General features: G+C 66.4%; 14 protein-coding genes. 13 read left to right on the forward strand and 1 reads right to left on the reverse strand.

Annotated features, from left to right (window positions below; all coding sequences use genetic code 11):
• The first annotated feature begins 59 nt into the window (after positions 1-59).
• On the forward strand, positions 60-902 hold the full coding sequence (gene hisG, locus VUN84_07170) for an ATP phosphoribosyltransferase (protein ID XAS65420.1): 843 nt from the start codon (positions 60-62) through the stop codon (positions 900-902).
• A gap of 41 nt (positions 903-943) precedes the next feature.
• Positions 944-1,720 carry an imidazole glycerol phosphate synthase subunit HisF gene (gene hisF, locus VUN84_07175; GenBank protein XAS65421.1) on the forward strand — a complete coding sequence of 259 codons (777 nt, stop codon included), beginning with the start codon at positions 944-946 and terminating at the stop codon, positions 1,718-1,720.
• 108 nt (positions 1,721-1,828) lie between these two features.
• Here the strand turns inward: hisF and VUN84_07180 are convergent, their stop codons facing one another.
• Positions 1,829-2,473 carry a TIGR03085 family metal-binding protein gene (locus tag VUN84_07180; protein XAS65789.1) on the reverse strand — a complete coding sequence of 215 codons (645 nt, stop codon included), beginning with the start codon at positions 2,471-2,473 and terminating at the stop codon, positions 1,829-1,831.
• A 156-nt stretch (positions 2,474-2,629) separates the two neighbouring features.
• On the opposite strand from VUN84_07180, the gene hisI reads away from it, so the two are divergent.
• The 11 genes from hisI to pyk all read left to right on the forward strand — a co-directional run bounded on the left by hisI (position 2,630) and on the right by pyk (position 17,920).
• A complete protein-coding gene (gene hisI, locus VUN84_07185) occupies positions 2,630-3,079 on the forward strand; it encodes a phosphoribosyl-AMP cyclohydrolase (GenBank protein ID XAS65422.1) in 450 nt (149 codons plus the stop codon).
• Positions 3,080-3,218: 139 nt separating this feature from the next.
• Positions 3,219-4,784: an anthranilate synthase component I gene (locus VUN84_07190; protein XAS65423.1), complete on the forward strand. Its 1,566-nt coding sequence runs from the start codon at positions 3,219-3,221 to the stop codon at positions 4,782-4,784.
• On the forward strand, positions 4,781-5,416 hold the full coding sequence (locus VUN84_07195; GenBank protein ID XAS65424.1) for a Trp biosynthesis-associated membrane protein: 636 nt from the start codon (positions 4,781-4,783) through the stop codon (positions 5,414-5,416). The genes VUN84_07190 and VUN84_07195 overlap by 4 nt, the downstream gene beginning before the upstream one ends.
• A 113-nt stretch (positions 5,417-5,529) precedes the next feature.
• Positions 5,530-5,820 carry an HGxxPAAW family protein gene (locus VUN84_07200; protein ID XAS65425.1) on the forward strand — a complete coding sequence of 97 codons (291 nt, stop codon included), beginning with the start codon at positions 5,530-5,532 and terminating at the stop codon, positions 5,818-5,820.
• A 2-nt stretch (positions 5,821-5,822) separates the two neighbouring features.
• Positions 5,823-6,641 carry an indole-3-glycerol phosphate synthase TrpC gene (trpC, locus tag VUN84_07205; GenBank protein XAS65426.1) on the forward strand — a complete coding sequence of 273 codons (819 nt, stop codon included), beginning with the start codon at positions 5,823-5,825 and terminating at the stop codon, positions 6,639-6,641.
• Between the two features lie 91 nt (positions 6,642-6,732).
• The gene (gene trpB / locus VUN84_07210) at positions 6,733-8,049 is read left to right on the forward strand and encodes a tryptophan synthase subunit beta (protein XAS65427.1); all 1,317 of its coding nucleotides are present in this window, start codon (positions 6,733-6,735) and stop codon (positions 8,047-8,049) included.
• Positions 8,046-8,867 (forward strand): tryptophan synthase subunit alpha, encoded by an 822-nt coding sequence (gene trpA / locus VUN84_07215; GenBank protein ID XAS65428.1) that lies wholly within the window; start codon positions 8,046-8,048, stop codon positions 8,865-8,867. Before trpB ends, trpA begins: the two co-directional genes overlap by 4 nt.
• Before the next feature lie 4 nt (positions 8,868-8,871).
• Complete coding sequence (gene lgt, locus VUN84_07220; protein ID XAS65429.1) at positions 8,872-10,014, forward strand: prolipoprotein diacylglyceryl transferase; 1,143 nt, start codon at positions 8,872-8,874, stop codon at positions 10,012-10,014.
• A gap of 265 nt (positions 10,015-10,279) precedes the next feature.
• Positions 10,280-14,890, forward strand: coding sequence for a glutamate synthase large subunit (gltB, locus tag VUN84_07225; protein ID XAS65430.1), 4,611 nt, complete (start codon positions 10,280-10,282; stop codon positions 14,888-14,890).
• Complete coding sequence (locus tag VUN84_07230) at positions 14,883-16,340, forward strand: glutamate synthase subunit beta (protein ID XAS65431.1); 1,458 nt, start codon at positions 14,883-14,885, stop codon at positions 16,338-16,340. The genes gltB and VUN84_07230 overlap by 8 nt, the downstream gene beginning before the upstream one ends.
• A gap of 80 nt (positions 16,341-16,420) precedes the next feature.
• Positions 16,421-17,920: a pyruvate kinase gene (gene pyk, locus VUN84_07235; GenBank protein XAS65432.1), complete on the forward strand. Its 1,500-nt coding sequence runs from the start codon at positions 16,421-16,423 to the stop codon at positions 17,918-17,920.
• Positions 17,921-17,984: the final 64 nt, after the last annotated feature.

A 17,984-nucleotide genomic window follows, 5' to 3' on the forward strand; every position in this document is an offset into this window, starting at 1 on the left:
GATACTTCCCGGACGGACTGTTTGTGAACGGTCTGCGTCCCGACCAAGAAAGTCCTCCCATGCTGAGAGTTGCCGTCCCGAACAAGGGATCCCTGTCCGAAGCCGCTTCCGCCATGCTCGCCGAGGCCGGCTACCGCCAGCGCCGCGATACCCGCGAGCTGGTCATGGTGGACCCGGACAACGACATTGAATTCTTCTTCCTCCGCCCCCGCGACATTGCCGTCTACGTCGGCCAGGGAACGCTCGACGTCGGCATCACCGGCCGGGACCTGCTCCTCGACGCCGAGGTACATGCTGAGGAGCTGCTCCCGCTGGGGTTCGCCGCCTCCACCTTCCGCTTCGCCGGCCCGGTAGGCGACTTCACCGCCGTCGAACAGCTCGACGGCAAGCGCCTCGCCACGAGCTACGACGGACTCCTCCGCGGCTACCTGGCAGAACGCGGCATCCAGGCCACCGTGGTCCGGCTCGACGGCGCCGTCGAATCCTCGGTGCGCCTGGGCGTCGCGGATGCGATCGCCGACGTCGTCGAGACCGGGAACACCCTCAAGGCCGCCGGCATGGAAATCTTCGGCCAGCCCATCCTGCACTCCGAAGCCGTCCTGATCGGCCGCACGGGTGAGCAGAACCCGGCAGCGGACGTCCTGATCCGCCGGCTGCAGGGCGTCCTGGTGGCGCGGCAGTACGTGATGATGGACTACGACATCCGCAAGGAACTCGTCGAAGCCGCGGCAGCCCTCACGCCCGGCCTGGAATCGCCCACGGTGTCGCCGCTGCGCGACTCGGACTGGGTGGCCGTCCGGTCGATGGTGCCGAAAAAGCAGACCAACCGGATCATGGACGAGCTCTACGACCTGGGCGCCCGCGCCATCCTGGTCAGCACCATCCACGCCTGCCGCATCTGACCGGCGCCGCAACCCTTCCGCAACGAATCCCAGGAGAAGTCATGGCTGTAGCCGTCCGCGTTATCCCGTGCCTGGACGTTGATGCCGGCCGGGTGGTCAAGGGCATCAACTTCGAAGGCCTCCGCGATGCCGGTGACCCCGTCGAACTGGCGCACCGCTACGACAACGGCGGCGCCGACGAGTTGACCTTCCTCGATGTCACGGCCTCCTCGGGCAACCGGGAAACCACTTTCGACGTCGTTCGGCGCACGGCAGAGGAAGTTTTCATTCCGCTGACCGTCGGCGGCGGAGTCCGCGGCGTGGCCGAGGTGGACAGACTCCTGCGCTACGGCGCCGACAAGGCAGCGATCAACACAGCCGCCGTCGCCCGACCCGGGGTGATCGACGAGATCACCCGGCACTTCGGGTCCCAGGTCCTCGTGTTGTCCCTGGATGCGCGGCGCACGCGCCCGGGTTCCCAGCCCACCCCTTCCGGCTTCGAGGTGACGACGCACGGGGGACGCCAGGGCACCGGAATCGATGCTCTTGCGTGGGCCCGTGAGGCTGCCGACCGCGGCGTAGGCGAAATCCTGCTGAACTCCATTGACGCGGACGGTACCAAAGACGGCTTCGACCTGGAACTGATCCGCCTGGCGAGGACCGCCGTCAAGGTTCCCCTCATCGCCTCCGGAGGCGCCGGGAAACCGGAGCACTTCCCGCCGGCGGTCGCCGCCGGGGCTGACGCGGTGCTTGCCGCGTCCGTCTTCCACTTCGGCCCGCTGGACATGATCGCCCAGGTCAAAGCCGCGATCCGGAACGCCGGCTTCGAAGTCCGCTAGGGGCCCGGCGCCACCCGCTCAAACCAGTACGGGGTCACTGACGGCTCCTCCCGCGGGGGACCACAGGGGATACGCGATCCCGCGTTGTGGTGTTGTGGGGAGTGGGGTTTAGAGCCCGACTTCGGCGGACTGCAGGAGCGCGACGGCGTCCGGCTGGCCCTCGAAAGTCACCAGCGCGTGGCGGGTGCGGCCGTGGGCGTGCATGAGCAGTTCGCAGGGCTCGCCGACAATGGCCACGGATACCGGAGCGCGCTTGGCCACGTGCCGGGGGCCGGACGGGCGGACCAGCACGATCCCGAGGTCCACGCCGCGGTACAGGATGGCCGCGCGCTTGACGAGTTCGTCCCACAGGGCGTCCGAATACTCTTCGTCCAGGGCACGGGGCGCCCAGCGGTCCGCGGCCCGCCGTACGTCCTCGGTGTGCACAAAGTATTCGATCAGGTTGGCGCTTTCGTCCACGGCTTTAATCTTCAGGGGAGAAAAGGCGGACGGGCCGGCGCGGAAGGAATTCACCAGCTTGTTGTACTGCTCCGGCGTTTCCAGCTTGGCCGCCAGTTCCGTTGTGGCATGGTCGGATGCTTTGGCGAAGCGTTTGATCAGCAGGCCGAGTCCGACGGCGGCTTTTCGTTCGCGCAGGTACAGGTGCGCGGCAAGGTCCCTGGTACGCCAGCCCTTGCAGAGCGTGGGGGAGTCAGGGCCGGCCGCAAGCAGGGTTTCGGCCAAAAATTCTCGGGAGGGATCGACGAAATGCATCACTTGTGAAACTAGCACGAGACGGCCGCGCGTGTGCACCTGAACCGCCGTCGTTCTGGGCCTCCCGGGACCGACCTCCGGCACCTTGCCACCGACGTGCGGCGGGCCGCCGGGGCTCTGGGCGGCAACCGGCGTCGAGGCACTAGACTTGAACTGATGTCTGAGCAGCCTGCCCCCGCCCCGAACAACGGACTTCCCGCCGACGGAACCACCGTCACCGGAAACCCCGTCAGCACCGCCGCGCCCGGAAGCCCCCTCCCAGAGGGACTCGCCGCGGCCCTTAAACGGGACAGTGCAGGCCTGGTCGCTGCGATCGTGCAACAGTTCGACACCAACGAAGTCCTCATGCTGGGCTGGATGGACGACGAGGCCCTGCAGCGGACCATGACCAGTGGGCGGGTCACTTTCTATTCCCGCTCCCGCCAGGAGTACTGGCGCAAAGGGGACACTTCCGGCCACGTGCAGTGGGTCAAATCCCTCGCCATGGACTGCGACGGCGACGCCCTGCTGGTCCGCGTGGACCAGGTCGGCGCGGCCTGCCACACCGGGACCCGGACGTGCTTTGACGGAAGAGGGCTCGACGTCGTTACCGGCTCCGCCGGCTGACCGGGACCGGACGGGCCGTTGACGCGGTTCCCAGCGGCCTGCCCTTGCCCCGGGCGGCCCCCGCCGGGCTAAGACCGCCAGGGAAACCCCAGCAAATCAACCTTCAGCACCACTGAAAGATAAGGCGGGAACCATAGCCATGCAGGACCTAGGAATCATTAGCCCTGGCCTGGAAGAGTTCCGAAAACTCGCAGACCACAGCCGCGTCATCCCCGTCCGGCTGAAGGTGCTGGCTGATGCCGAAACCCCGATTGGGCTGTACCGCAAGCTCGCCCAGGGCCAGCCGGGCACATTCCTGATGGAATCCGCCGCAGTCGGCGGTTCCTGGTCGCGGTACTCATTCATCGGCGCCCGTTCGCGGGCCACCCTTACCACCAAGGACGGCCAGGCGCACTGGCTGGGCGAACCGCCCGTCGGCGTACCGCTCGGCGGCAGCCCCGTGGACGCCATCCGCGACACCATTGAGGCCCTCCGCACCGACCGATTTGAGGACTTGCCGCCCTTCACCTCCGGCCTGGTGGGCTTCCTCGGGTGGGAGACGGTGCGTCACTGGGAGAAATTGACCAGCCCGCCCGAGGACGATCTCGAGCTCCCCGAAATGGCACTGAACCTCGTCACCGACATGGCCGTCCACGACAACATGGACGGCACCGTGCTGCTGATCGCCAACGCGATCAACTTCGACAACAGCTCCGAACGCGTCGACGAGGCCTGGCACGACGCCGTCGGCCGGGTCAAGGCCCTGCTGGAGCAGGTCAGCACGCCCGTCAAGCATCCCGTCTCGGTCCTGGACCCCGCAGCCCTGGACTTCGCGTCCAGCGTGCAGGAACGCTGGAAAGAGACCGACTACCTCGCCGCCCTGGACCGCAGCAAAGAAGCGATCGTCGACGGCGAAGTCTTCCAGGTGGTGATTTCCCGACGCTTCGAAATGGACTGCGGCGCCGATCCGCTGGATGTCTACCGGGTGCTCCGGAACACCAATCCCAGCCCCTACATGTACATCTTCAGCCTGGAGGATCCCGCCGGCCGGCAGTACTCGATCGTCGGATCGTCCCCGGAGGCGCTGGTGACCGTGACCGGCCAGGACGTCATCACCCACCCCATCGCCGGGTCCCGGCCGCGGGGCAAGAGCGTGGAAGCGGACAAGGCCCTGGCCGAGGAACTCCTCGCCGACGAAAAGGAACGCGCCGAACACCTGATGCTGGTGGATCTTTCCCGCAACGACCTGTCCAAGGTCTGCGTGGCGGGGTCCGTCGACGTCACCCAGTTCATGGAAGTCGAGCGGTTCAGCCACATCATGCACCTGGTGTCCACCGTGGTGGGAAAACTGTCCCCCAGCGCCACGGCCTATGACGTGCTGAAGGCGACCTTCCCGGCCGGAACGCTGTCCGGCGCCCCCAAGCCCCGGGCCCTGCGGCTGCTGGACGAACTTGAGCCGCACCGCCGCGGGATCTACGGAGGAGTGGTGGGCTACCTCGACTTCGCCGGGGACATGGACATGGCCATTGCCATCCGCTCGGCTCTGCTGCGGGACGGCCGTGCCTACGTCCAAGCCGGCGGTGGCATTGTGGCCGACTCCGTCAACGCCACCGAGGCTTTGGAGACGGTCAACAAGGCCGCCGCCCCCATGCGGGCGGTCCATACGGCGCAGTCGCTGCGCAACATTACGGCAACGTCGATCTCGGACGCGGGGACCCCGGCATGAGCGGCACCACGGTCAAAAGCGCCAGCCCGGTGGTTCCGCGCTGGGCGCGCAAATCCACCCTGGTCCTCGCCGTCGCCGCCCTGGCGCTGGCCGTCTTTGGCACCACGACGCAGACCTGGCTCACCGTCCACCTTGATCCGGCGCAGCTCGGCCAGGCGGTCAGCAGTCAGGACGGCTTGCCCGTCCAGGGCAGCAAGGCCGCCACCACGGTGACGGCGCTGGCCCTGGTGGCACTGGCCGGCGGACTGGCGGCCTCGATCGCCGGCAGTATCGCGCGCTGGATCATCACCACGCTCATCCTGCTGGCCGCCGCCGGCATCGTCGGCGCGGCCGCCGTCGTCATCGCCGATCCGGTGGCAGCAGCCCAGGGTTCCATCGCGGCCGCCACGGGAATCACCGGCAGCGACGTGCAGGTGGACGTGACAGCGTTCCCGGCCCTCGCTGTCGCCGCTGGCTCGCTGCTGGGCCTAAGCGCCCTGCTGGTCATCCCGGCAGGACGGCACTGGAAATCGCGCACCAAATACGACACCGCAGCGGCGGGCAGCGCCGCCGGGGGGGCCGGCGAGCCGGCCGGACCGCAGGACGAGATCGACAGCTGGGACCGGTTGTCCCGCGGAGACGATCCCACCTGAGCCGATGCCGCGGGCGTGATCGTCACCACGTCAGGGACGGTGCCAGTAACCCGGCGAACAGCACTGCCAATAAATGGCAGAATGTAAGCAGTATTCACCCAGAGGAGATTCCAATGAGCAATGCCCCTGTTTCCGCACCCAAGCCCGCTGCCGGCACCGGTTACTCGTACGATGACGTTGACCACAGCGAACCGACCGGCCACGGCAACAGCCCGGCAGCCTGGACCACCGTCTTTGTCATGCTCGGCGGCGCCCTCATCATGTCCATCGCCTTCGTCATCGCCAACACCCCGATCTTCATTGCCGGCGGCGTCGTGATGGTGATCGGACTGATTCTCGGCTTCGTCATGCGCAAGGCCGGCTACGGTGTGGGCGGCAGCAAGCTGAAGAACTCCGGCCACTAGGGGTGAGCGTTCTCGATGACATCAATGCCGGTGTCAGGGAGGATATGGAGGCCCGCCAGCGCCTCGTGACGCTCGCAGAGTTGAAGGAGCACGCGGCGGCGGCGCCGCCCGCACGTGACGCCTGGAGCGCACTTGGCGGCGCCTCGGCGACGCGCGGGCAGTTGAAAGTGATAGCCGAAATCAAGCGCCGGAGCCCCTCCAAGGGCCACCTCGCGGGCATCGCTGACCCCGCCTCCCTCGCCGTGCAGTACGCCGACGGCGGCGCTGCCGCGATCAGTGTCCTGACCGAACAGCGCCGCTTCAATGGTTCGCTCACCGATTTCGACGCCGTCCGGGCAGCCGTGGACCTTCCGCTGCTGCGCAAGGACTTCATGATCGATGAGTACCAGATCTGGGAAGCCCGGGCGCACGGGGCCGACCTGATCCTGCTGATCGTCGCGTCGCTGGCCGATACGCAGTTGCGCGAATTCACTGCCCTCAGCCGTGAGCTTGGCATGAACGTGCTGGTCGAGACGCACACGGCAGAAGAAGTCGAACGCGCTGTTGCTGCGGACGCCCGGATCATCGGCGTCAACGTGCGCAACCTCAAGACCCTCGACGTCGACCGGTCCGTGTTCGCCGAACTCGCCGGCGGCATTCCCGCAGGCGCGCTCGTCATCGCGGAATCGGGCGTTCGCGGCGTCGACGATGTACGGCACTACGCCGCGAACGGCGCCAACGCCGTCCTCGTCGGCGAAGCGCTGGTCAGCGACGCGACTCCGCGGGAGCGGATCGCCGAATTTATGGCCGCAGGAGCAGAAGAAATCGCCGCACGCTCCTGAGTGTGCCGCCGGCCGGGCACCACGTGGCCGGCCGGCATTACCTCCGTGCAGCACCCAGATGTACTAACAGTGGAACAGGATGGTGAGACTGATGGTCGATGCGCCAGCAGCCGGCTCAGACGAAAGCACCGTGGACGCGTTCCTGCAGGGCGGACAATCCCTGCGGCATGCCCCCGGACCCTACTTCGGCCCCTACGGCGGCCGATGGATGCCCGAGTCACTCATCGCGGCCCTGGATGAACTGGAAGACACTTTCGAGAAAGCCAAAGCCGATCCGGAGTTCACCGCGCAGATCGCGGAGCTGAACAAGAACTACTCCGGCCGTCCCTCGCTGCTGACGGAGGCCAAGCGTTTCGCCGAACATGCCGGCGGCGTCCGGATCTTCCTCAAGCGTGAAGACCTGAACCACACCGGCTCGCATAAGATCAACAACGTGCTCGGACAGGCCCTCCTGGCAAAGCGCATGGGAAAGACGCGGGTCATCGCGGAGACCGGCGCCGGACAGCACGGTGTTGCCAGCGCCACCGCCGCCGCCCTCATGGGCCTCGAATGCGTCGTGTACATGGGCGCGGAGGACTGCCGGAGGCAGGCCCTTAACGTCGCACGGATGGAGCTCCTGGGGGCCACTGTCATCCCGGTGACCAGCGGATCCCAGACTCTCAAAGACGCCATCAACGAGGCCCTGCGGGATTGGGTGGCCAACGTCGACAGCACCCACTACCTGCTGGGCACCGCCGCCGGGGCGCACCCCTTCCCCGCCATGGTCCGGTACTTCCATGAGGTCATCGGCGAGGAGGCCCGCGCCCAGATGCTGGAACAAACCGGCCGCCTGCCCGACGCCGTGTGTGCTTGCATCGGCGGCGGTTCCAACGCGATCGGCATCTTCCACGGCTTCCTGGACGATCCCGCCGTGAAGATCTACGGCTTCGAGGCCGGCGGCGAGGGTGTTGAAAGCGGACGCCACGCCGCGACGATAACGCTCGGCAAGCCAGGTGTGCTGCACGGTGCCCGCTCCTATCTGATGCAGGACGACGACGGCCAGACCATCGAGTCGCACTCCATCTCAGCGGGCCTGGACTACCCCGGTGTCGGCCCCGAGCACGCCTACCTCGCAGACATCGGACGCGTCAGCTACGAGCCCATCACGGACAGCGAGGCCATGGACGCGTTCCAGTTGCTGTGCCGCACCGAGGGCATCATCCCGGCCATCGAATCTGCCCACGCCCTGGCAGGAGCCATCAAGGTGGGCCGGCGCCTCGCCGAAGCCGGCGACGCTTCCGAAAAAATCGTCCTGGTGAACCTCTCCGGCCGCGGCGATAAGGACGTTGCCAGCGCCGCCGAATGGTTCGACCTGCTGGACAAGGATTCGCCCGAGCACGAGATCGCCAAAGAGGGGGAGCAACTGTGAACCACGCCGTTCAAAGCGCGCCCGGTGCCAGCAAAGCAGCCGCAGCCATCGATCGTGCCAAAGCCCAGGGCCGGGCTGCCCTCATCGGTTACCTGCCTGCAGGCTACCCCAGTGTCGAGGACACCATCGCGGCCGGCATTGCCCTCGCGGAAAACGGTGCCGACCTGATCGAAATCGGCATACCGTACTCCGACCCGGTGATGGACGGCCCCGTCATCCAGGCCGCCACCACGGAAGCTCTCGCCTCGGGCTTCCACGTCAAGCAGGTTTTCGACATCGTCCGTGGCATCACCAGCCAGACCGACGCCGCCGTGCTCGTGATGACGTACTGGAACCCCGTCGTCCGCATGGGCGTGGATGAGTTCTCCCGCCAGCTGGCCGACGCCGGGGGAGCCGGACTCATCACCCCGGACCTGATCCCCGATGAGGCCTCCGAATGGATGGCAGCGTCGGATAAGTACAGTCTGGACCGGGTGTTCCTGGTGGCGCCGTCATCCTCACCTGCGCGGATGAAGCGCACCGTTGAGGCGAGCCGCGGTTTTGTCTACGCCGTCTCGATCATGGGCGTCACCGGCGCCCGCACCTCAGTGAGCTCCGCCGCCAAGGACGTGGTGTCCGCGGCGCACGCCGCCGGCGCCGAACGCGTCTGCGTGGGGCTGGGCGTGTCCAATGCGGCCCAGGTCCGTGAGATCGCCGCTTACGCCGACGGCGTGATCGTCGGTACTGCGCTGGTCGTAGCCCTCGGCGACGGCGGGGTGGACGCGGTAGCGTCCCTGACGAAAGACCTCAGTACCGGACTTACCAGGGAAGAAGCCTAAACGCATGCAGTCAGTCCTCCACGCGGCATCCATGATCCCCGCGAGCATTCCGAGCCCGGATTGGTCCGGATTCGACATTCCGCTGCCATGGGGGTCACTGCGCATCCACGCCTACGCCCTGTGCATCCTGCTCGGCATCATCGTTGGACTCTGGCTCACCTCCGTCCGTTGGGCCAGGCGGGGCGCCCCGGAAGGCAGCGTCTGGGACATTGCTATCTGGGCCATCCCCTTCGGCATTATCGGCGGCCGGCTCTACCACGTGGTGTCTTCCCCGGACGCCTACTTCGGCCCCGGCTTCGACGGCACCGGGGACCTGTCCCTGATCCCGCAGCTCCAACGCGGCGGTCTGGGAATCTGGGGCGCCGTACTGTTGGGTGCCGTGGGCGCGTGGATCGGTTGCCGGCGGGCCGGGGTGAAGCTCAGCGCCTTCCTCGACGCTGCGGCGCCCGGCCTGCTGCTGGCCCAAGCGCTTGGCCGCTGGGGCAATTACTTTAACCAGGAACTTTTTGGCGGCCCCACCACGCTTCCCTGGGGACTGCAGATCGACGCCGACAACCCGAATTTCCCGGCCGGCATGGCCGCGGACACGCTGTTCCACCCGACCTTCCTCTACGAATCCCTCTGGAACCTCGCCGGCGTCGGGATCCTGCTGCTCCTGGACCGCACATTCCGTTTCCGGCGGGCCCGGCTCTTCTGCCTGTATGCGGTCTACTACACGCTGGGCCGGGTATGGATCGAGGCGATGCGGATCGACGACGCAGAGCAGATCAACCTCTTCGGCATCACCACCCGGCTGAACGTGTGGACCAGCATCTTCGTCCTGCTGGGGGCGCTGGCCGCGTTCATCATCCTGGGCCTGCGCAAGCGCGCGGAACCTGACACCGTCTTCCTCCGGGGCCGCGAACCCGCGGAAACGGAACTGGCCCCGGCCGATGACGATGTCCGCCATTCGGATTCTGCTGTCTCAGATAGTGAATCGCGTGGTAATCTCCCTGATAACCAAAGCGGTCCAGGCCACGTTTCTGCCCCAGCTGAAACGTCAAAGGAATCCACAGGCGGGACCCTTCCCGTCACGGGAGCACCGATGGCCGGAACACCCGGCCGTCAGGCCACCGGGACCGCGCCGGACGCTGAGGGCAACCACTAGCCCAGCCCCGGCAAAACCGGCCGCGGAGCCACCCCTTCCAGAGCCAGATTCCACAGCGTCGTGGCAGCAGGGGCCGGCAGTAGGCAGCAGACATTGGCTGCCGTGTGCAAGCCCGGGCCGGTGGCCGCGTAACTGTTAGGGCAGGAAGCGGCGCTGACCTACAATTCGAATAAGAAAACACTTAGTTGTGCCCGTCACACCGGCGCACCGATGCGGGCCAACGTTGTCCCTCCCATACGCACGATCAGGAGGAAGGACGTCTCCCATGACCCAAACCCTGCACAGCCCCAGTTGGTCCGAGCCCCAGCCGGCCGCCACGTCACCGTTCCAGCGCTTCGCGGCGCTGCCCGAAGCGGCCGGGCTCTACAACCCGGAGCAGGAAAAGGACGCCTGCGGCCTGGCCATCATCGCGACCTTGCGGGGTGAGCCCGGTTACGACATCGTCGACGCCGCCCTGACCGCCCTGCGCAACCTCGAACACCGCGGCGCCGTAGGCGCCGACGAAGGCACCGGCGACGGCGCCGGTCTGCTCATGCAGGTACCGTACGAGTTTTTCCGGGCCATCACCGACTTCGAGCTCCCCGCTCCCGGCCAGTACGTGGTGGGCACGGCCTTCCTCCCGGCCGAACAGCGTGAATCCGACGCCGCCAAGGCCGGCATCGAAAGCCTCGCCGCGGACGAAGGCATGACCGTCCTCGGCTGGCGTGAAGTGCCGATCGTCGCCGACCTGGTCGGGGCCATGGCGCGGGCCTGCATGCCCTACTTCTCCCAGCCGTTCTTCGCGTCCAGCACCGGGGAAGTGCTGGAGCGCAACGAACTCGACTCACGCGCCTGGCGGATCCGGAAACGGGCGCAAAACAAGTACGGGGTCTACTTCCCGTCGCTGTCCTCCCGGACCATTGTCTATAAGGGCATGCTCACCACCGCCCAGCTCGAACCGTTTTACCCGGACCTCTCCGACAAGCGCTTCAAAACCAAACTCGCGATTGTCCACTCGCGCTTCTCCACCAACACCTTCCCCTCCTGGCCGCTGGCGCAGCCCTTCCGGACCATCGCGCACAACGGCGAAATTAACACGGTCAAGGGAAACCGCAACTGGATGCGTGCCCGCCAGTCGCAGCTGGCCAATCCGCTGCTCGGGGATTCACCCGAGGAGCTCTACCCGATCTGTACCCCGGGTGCCTCCGACTCGGCCTCCTTCGACGAGGTAGCCGAACTGCTCTGGCTGTCCGGCCGGCCCATCACGCACTCGATCATGATGATGATTCCCGAAGCGTGGGAGAACCACGCCACGATGGACCCGGCACGGCGGGCGTTCTACGAGTATCACTCGATGCTGATGGAACCGTGGGACGGCCCAGCGGCCGTTTCCTTCACCGACGGCAACCTCGTCGGCGCCACCCTCGACCGCAACGGCCTGCGCCCTGGCCGTTACTGGATCACCGAGGACGGCCTCGTCATCTTCGCCTCCGAGGTGGGCGTGATCGACGTCGAGCCCTCCAAGGTAGTGAAGAAGGGCAGGGTCTCACCCGGCAAGATGTTCCTGGTGGACACCGACGCCGGCCGGATCATCAGCGACGCCGAGGTCAAGGCGGAGGTCGCGGCGGCAAACCCGTGGGCCGACTGGGTCAAGGAGAACCTGATCGACCTCAAGAACCTGCCCGAGCGCGAGCACGTGCTGCACACCGCGGCCTCGGTCAACATCCGCCAGCGCACCTTTGGCTACACCACCGAGGAACTGAAGATCCTGCTGGGCCCCATGGCCCGGACCGGCGCTGAGCCGCTCGGCGCCATGGGGTCCGACACTCCCGTGGCCGTGCTGTCCAAGAGGCCGCGGCTGTTGTTCGATTACTTCGTGCAGTCCTTCGCGCAGGTCACCAACCCGCCGCTGGACGCCATCCGCGAGGAACTCGTTACATCGCTGACCTGTGCCATCGGGCCCAACGGCAATCTCCTGGACACCAAGCAGGTCCGCAAGCCACAGGTTGCCCTGCCGTTCCCCGTGATCAACAACGACCAGCTCGCCAAGATCGCCAACATCGAGACCGTCGCCGGCGACAGGGTCGCCATGAAGGTGCGCGGGCTGTACCGCCCCGAAGGCGGCGAGAATGCGCTGCGCGCCCGGCTGACCGAAATCTGCGAGCAGGTCTCCGGTGCCATCAACCGCGGCGTCCAGTACGTCGTTCTCTCAGACCGTGACTCCAACGCCCAGTGGGCCCCGATCCCATCCCTGTTGCTGGTCAGCGCCGTGCACCATCACCTGCTGCGCAGCGCCAACCGCACCAAGACCGCCCTCGTGGTCGAGGCCGGTGACGTCCGGGAGACGCACCACGTGGCCGTGCTGATCGGTTACGGCGCGTCCGCCGTGAACCCGTACCTGGCGATGGAATCGGTGGAACAATTGATCTCCACCGGCGACGTCACCGGAGTCACCACCCAGGACGGCGTCTACAACCTCATCAAGGGCCTGGGCAAGGGCGTCCTGAAAATCATGTCCAAGATGGGCATCTCCACCGTGGCTTCCTACACCGGAGCCCAAACGTTCGAGGCCCTCGGCCTCGGCCAGGACCTGGTGGACGAGTACTTCTCCGGGACGCACTCCCAGCTGGGCGGAGTAGGCCTGGACGTTATCGCCGCGGAGGTCGCGGCACGCCACCGGATGGCGTACCCCGAGAATGGCATCGAGCAACCCCACCAGGCCCTGATGGGCGGCGGCGAGTACCAGTGGCGCCGCGACGGCGAACCGCACCTGTTCAATCCGGAAACCGTGTTCCGGCTCCAGCACGCCACCCGTGAGCGCCGGTACGACATTTTCAAGGCCTACACCCGCGGCGTGGACGACCAGTCCCAGAACCTGATGACCCTGCGTGGTCTGCTGAAATTCAAGGACGGCCTGCGCCCGGCAATCGCGCTTGAGGACGTGGAGCCCGTCTCCAGCATCGTCAAGCGGTTCTCCACGGGCGCCATGAGCTACGGTTCCATCTCGCAGGAAGCCCACGAGACCCTTGCGATCGCCATGAACCGGCTGGGCGGCAAGTCCAACACGGGAGAGGGCGGCGAGGACGTGGACCGGCTGCTGGACCCGACGCGCCGCTCGGCAGTCAAGCAGATCGCGTCCGGCCGTTTCGGGGTGACCAGTCTGTACCTGACCAACGCCGATGACATCCAGATTAAGATGGCGCAGGGCGCGAAACCCGGCGAAGGCGGCCAGTTGATGGCGCAAAAGGTCTACCCCTGGGTGGCCCGGACCCGGCACTCGACGCCCGGCGTCGGACTCATCTCGCCGCCACCACACCACGACATCTACTCGATCGAGGACCTCGCGCAGCTGATCTACGACGCCAAGCGGGCCAACCCGTCGGCCCGGGTGCACGTCAAGTTGGTGTCCGAGGTGGGCATCGGCACCGTAGCCGCCGGCGTCACCAAGGCCAAGGCGGACGTCGTCCTGGTTTCCGGGCACGACGGCGGCACCGGCGCCTCGCCGCTGAACTCGCTCAAGCATGCCGGGGTCCCGTGGGAGCTGGGCCTCGCCGAGACGCAGCAGACCCTGATGCTCAACGGCCTGCGAGACCGTGTGGTGGTACAGGTGGACGGCCAGCTCAAGACCGGCCGCGACGTCGTGATCGCGGCGTTGCTCGGCGGTGAAGAGTTCGGTTTCGCCACCGCCCCGCTGGTGGTTTCCGGCTGCATCATGATGCGCGTCTGCCATCTGGACACCTGCCCCGTGGGCGTCGCGACGCAGAACCCCGAGCTGCGCTCCCGCTTCACCGGCAAGCCGGAATTTGTGGTGAACTTCTTCGAATTCCTTGCCGAGGAAGTCCGTGAGATCCTGGCCGGGCTCGGCTTCAGCACCATCGAGGAAGCGATCGGCCACGCCGAAATGCTCGACACCCGCGAAGCGATCAACCACTGGAAGGCCGAAGGGCTGGACCTGGACCCGATCCTGCACGGGCTCGAGTTCGACGACGACGCGCCGCTGCGCAACCTCACCGGACAGAACCATGAGCTGGACAAGCACTTCGACCAGCGCCTGATCGCGATGGCCGCAGAAGCTCTCAGCGACCGGGTTCCGGTCAAGATCGCCGTCGACGTCATCAACACGGACCGCTCTGTCGGCACCATGCTCGGCCACGTGGTCACCAAGACCTTCAGCACCGACGTGCTCGCCGCGGACACCATTGACATCACGCTGACCGGCACCGCCGGGCAGTCCCTCGGCGCGTTCCTGCCGGCCGGGATCACCCTCCGGATGTTCGGGGATTCCAACGACTACGTCGGCAAGGGCCTCTCCGGCGGCCGCATCATCGTCCGGCCGGACCGCACCAACGTGTTCCCGGCGGAACGGAACGTCATCGCCGGCAACGTGATCGGTTATGGCGCAACGAGCGGTGAAATGTACCTGCGTGGGCAGGTCGGCGAACGTTTCATGGTCCGCAACTCAGGGGCCACCGCGGTGGTCGAAGGGATCGGCGACCACGGCTGCGAGTACATGACCGGTGGCCAGGCCCTCATCATCGGGCGCACCGGCCGCAACTTCGGTGCCGGCATGTCCGGCGGTACCGCCTACGTCCTGGACCTGAAGAGCGAACGCGTCAATAAACAAGCCCTGGAAGCCGGTGAGTTGCAACTGCACGATCTGGATGCCGAGGACCGCGACATTGTTCACGGTCTGCTGCTCAAGCACTCCGAGGAGACTGAATCGCTGCTCGCGGCACGGCTGCTTGAGAATTTTGACGACACCGCAGCGCGCATCACGAAGGTGCTGCCGCGCGATTACGCAGCTGTCCTGCAAACCCGTCTGGACGCCATCGAAGAGGGCCTGGACCCCGATGGCGAAGAAGTTTGGTCTCGAATCCTGGAGGTGACCGGTGGCTGATCCACGCGGATTTCTGAAAGTACGTCAGCGCGAAACCCAGCCCCGCCGTCCCGTTCCGGTGCGCATCATGGACTGGAAGGAGGTCTACGAGGCGCAGGAAAAGGGGGTCCTGAAAGCGCAGGCCGGCCGGTGCATGGATTGCGGTGTGCCGTTCTGCCACCAGGGCTGCCCGCTGGGCAACCTTATTCCGGAATGGAACGACCTCATCTGGCGGGACAAGGGCGAGGAAGCGATGGAGCGGCTGCACGCCACCAACAACTTCCCCGAGTTCACCGGCCGGCTCTGCCCGGCGCCGTGCGAGGCCTCCTGCGTGCTGGGAATCAACCAGCCGGCAGTGACCATCAAGCAGGTCGAAGTCTCGATCGTGGACCAGGCGTTTGAGAACGGCTGGGTCACCCCGCTGCCGCCGGCCCGCCTCAGCGGCAAGACAGTCGCCGTCGTGGGCTCCGGTCCCGCCGGACTGGCCGTCGCACAGCAGCTGACCCGGGTGGGCCACACCGTCGCCGTATACGAACGCGATGACAAAATCGGTGGCCTCCTGCGGTATGGGATCCCCGACTTCAAGATGGAAAAAGAGCACGTTGACCGCCGCCTGGAGCAGATGAAGTCCGAAGGAACCCGCTTCCGCGCCGGTGTCGCTGTCGGCACCGACGTGACCTGGGAGCAACTCCGCCGCCGTTACGACGCTGTCGTGGTGGCCACCGGCGCCACGGTCCCGCGGGACCTGCCGATCCCGGGACGCGACCTTCAGGGCGTGCACTTCGCGATGGACTACCTGGTTCCGGCAAACCGTGTGGCGGCGGGGGAGAGCGTCGAGAACCAGGTCAACGCCGCGGGCAAGCACGTGGTGATTCTTGGCGGCGGCGACACCGGCGCGGACTGCCTTGGCACCGCACACCGGCACCAGGCCGCGTCCGTCACCACCCTGGCGATCGGCAAGCAGCCCCCGGCGGAGCGCGACGGCCACCAGCCGTGGCCGACGTTCCCCACGTTGTTCGAGGTTGCCAGTGCGCACGAGGAAGGCGGCGAACGAACGTACCTCGCCTCCACCGTGGAGTTTGTCGGGGAAAATGGCGTACTGACCGGCGTGAAGGTGGCTGAAACCGAATTCGTGGACGGCAAACGCATCCCGAAATCCGGCACCGAACGGGTTATTCCGGCGGACCTGGTCTTCCTGTCCCTGGGCTTCACCGGCCCGGAGCCGGCAGGGATCACCGAGCAGGTCAGTGCCGAGTTCGACGGCCGCGGCAACGTGGCACGGGACGGTTACTACATGACCAACACCGAAGGCATCTTCGTGGCCGGAGACGCCGGCCGCGGCCAGTCGCTCATCGTGTGGGCCATCGCGGAGGGGCGTGCCTGCGCTGCCGCCGTGGACAAGTTCCTGATGGGCAGCACCATCCTGCCGGCGCCCGTGGCCCCGACCGACCGGGCCATGGCCGTTCTGTAAGCCGTAATCGGTTCCGTCCGTACTTCCGCCGTTCACACGGCTACAACTTCATCCACACCATCGACTACTAAGGTAGGTATATGAGACGCGCTAAAATAGTGGCCACGTTCGGACCGGCAATCGCGAGCTTCGAGAACACACTCGCAGTGCTGGAAGCCGGCGTCGACATGGCCCGCATGAACATGAGCCACGGCGATTACGCCGTACACGACTCCACATACGAGAACGTCCGCAAGGCGGCCGGCCAGCTCGGCAAACCCGTGGCCATCATGGCGGACCTGCAGGGGCCGAAGATCCGCCTCGGCCGGTTCGTCGACGGACCGCACCTCCTGGCGGTGGGGGACACGTTCACCATCACCACCGAGGACGTCCCCGGCACCAAGGACATCTGCTCCACCACGCTCAAGAGCCTCACCGAGGACGTCAACCCCGGCGACGCGCTGCTGATCGACGACGGCAAGGTCGCACTCCGCGCGATCGACGTCGACGACGTCAAGGTGGTCGCCCAGGTGATCGTCGGAGGGTACGTATCAAACAACAAGGGCATCAACCTGCCCGGTGTTGCCGTCAACGTCCCGGCCCTGAGCGAAAAGGACGAGGACGATCTGCGCTGGGCGATGCGCCGCGGTGTGGACATGGTGGCCCTTTCTTTCGTTCGGGACGCATCGGACATCAAGCGCGTTCACGAAATCATGGACGAAGAAGGCCGCCGCGTACCGGTCATTGCCAAGATCGAGAAGCCGCAGGCTGTTGAGCAGCTCCCCGAGATCATCGACGCCTTCGACGCCATCATGGTGGCCCGTGGCGACCTCGGCGTGGAACTTCCCCTGGAAGAAGTGCCGATCGTGCAGAAGCGCGCCGTCGAACTGGCCCGCCGCTGGGCCAAGCCCGTCATCGTGGCAACCCAGGTGCTCGAATCCATGATCGACAACCCGCGCCCCACCCGCGCGGAGGCGTCCGACTGCGCCAACGCCGTGCTCGACGGCGCGGACGCTGTCATGCTCTCGGGCGAGACCAGCGTCGGCAAATTCCCGATCGAGACCGTTAAGACCATGGCCCGGATCATCGAATCCACCGAGGTCCACGGCCTGGAGCGTGTCCCGCCGCTGGGCACCAAGCCCAAGACCCGCGGTGGCGCCATCACCCGTGCCGCCGTCGAGATCGCTGATCAGCTGGATGCAAAGTACATCTGTACCTTCACCCAGTCCGGGGATTCCGCACGTCGCTTGTCGCGGTTGCGCCCCACCCGCCCGGTTTTCGCCTTCACCCCGGTGGAGCACGTGTGGAACCAGTTGGCGCTGACCTGGGGCATCCAGCCGGTCCTGGTCCCGATGGTGGGCCACACCGATGAGATGACCGCCCAGGTTGACCGCAGCCTGCTGAACATGGACCTCGTCGAGGATGGGGACATGGTGGTCATCGCCGCCGGTTCCCCTCCGGGAAAGGCCGGTTCCACGAACATGCTGAAGGTCCACAAGGTGGGCGACCTCGCCGACGCCGGCAGCCACGGCGGTACCGAGTTCACCAAGGACAAGGTGGGCCCCTGGCCGGAAAAGAAGAAGCGGAACAACAAGGCCTAAAGCTTCAGGGTTAAGGTCCTCAGTCCGAAATAAAAGGGAGGGTCCCCGCCGGTTTCACCGGCGG

This window comes from Micrococcaceae bacterium Sec5.8 (assembly GCA_039636775.1).
GTDB lineage: Bacteria > Actinomycetota > Actinomycetes > Actinomycetales > Micrococcaceae > Arthrobacter.

Bases quoted from the DNA above. Each gene is read 5' to 3' on its own strand.
- hisG (XAS65420.1), top strand. From the start codon at position 60: ATGCTGAGAGTTGCCGTCCCGAACAAGGGATCCCTGTCCGAAGCCGCT.
- hisF (XAS65421.1), top strand. From the start codon at position 944: ATGGCTGTAGCCGTCCGCGTTATCCCGTGCCTGGACGTTGATGCCGGC.
- VUN84_07180 (XAS65789.1), bottom strand. From the start codon at position 2,473: ATGCATTTCGTCGATCCCTCCCGAGAATTTTTGGCCGAAACCCTGCTT.
- hisI (XAS65422.1), top strand. From the start codon at position 2,630: ATGTCTGAGCAGCCTGCCCCCGCCCCGAACAACGGACTTCCCGCCGAC.
- VUN84_07190 (XAS65423.1), top strand. From the start codon at position 3,219: ATGCAGGACCTAGGAATCATTAGCCCTGGCCTGGAAGAGTTCCGAAAA.
- VUN84_07195 (XAS65424.1), top strand. From the start codon at position 4,781: ATGAGCGGCACCACGGTCAAAAGCGCCAGCCCGGTGGTTCCGCGCTGG.
- VUN84_07200 (XAS65425.1), top strand. From the start codon at position 5,530: ATGAGCAATGCCCCTGTTTCCGCACCCAAGCCCGCTGCCGGCACCGGT.
- trpB (XAS65427.1), top strand. From the start codon at position 6,733: ATGGTCGATGCGCCAGCAGCCGGCTCAGACGAAAGCACCGTGGACGCG.
- lgt (XAS65429.1), top strand. From the start codon at position 8,872: ATGCAGTCAGTCCTCCACGCGGCATCCATGATCCCCGCGAGCATTCCG.
- gltB (XAS65430.1), top strand. From the start codon at position 10,280: ATGACCCAAACCCTGCACAGCCCCAGTTGGTCCGAGCCCCAGCCGGCC.
- pyk (XAS65432.1), top strand. From the start codon at position 16,421: ATGAGACGCGCTAAAATAGTGGCCACGTTCGGACCGGCAATCGCGAGC.